1 protein-coding gene and 1 pseudogene are annotated in these 379 nt (G+C 60.2%); both read right to left on the reverse strand.

The window, feature by feature from the left end; genetic code table 11:
• Positions 1-239 (reverse strand): ATP-binding cassette domain-containing protein (locus NQJ30_RS18905; RefSeq protein ID WP_255771852.1); only part of this gene is annotated, 239 nt, incomplete at its 3' end.
• 14 nt (positions 240-253) lie between these two features.
• Positions 254-379: pseudogene (locus tag NQJ30_RS18910) on the reverse strand (ABC transporter permease); the annotation flags it as partial.

The raw sequence follows: 379 nt of genomic DNA on the forward strand, positions 1-379 counted from the left end.
GCGTCGTGCTGGTGCAGGCCGGCGATGATCTTGATCAGCGTGGACTTACCCGCGCCGTTATCACCCAGGACGCAGGTGACCCGGCCGTTATCCACCGCCATGGTCACCTCGGAGAGGGCGATGATGTTCCCGTAATGCTTGCCCACACCCTCCAGGGAGAGCAGGTGGACCGGGGTGTGGGTCAGCGGGTCTTTTTCATTCTGCAGCAGGGTCTGCTGGTCAATCTGATTGGCATTCATGGTTCCCGGCCCCTTTACTTGAGTTCCGCGCGGCGCTTGACGATGAGGTTCACGATGGTGGCCAGCAGCAGCATCAGGCCCAGGAAGAATTTGAACCAGTCCGGATTCCACTGCGCGTACACGATGCCCTTGTTGGCCAT

It is taken from the genome of Pseudarthrobacter sulfonivorans (assembly GCF_024391045.1).
In the GTDB taxonomy this organism is placed as follows: domain Bacteria; phylum Actinomycetota; class Actinomycetes; order Actinomycetales; family Micrococcaceae; genus Arthrobacter; species Arthrobacter sulfonivorans_B.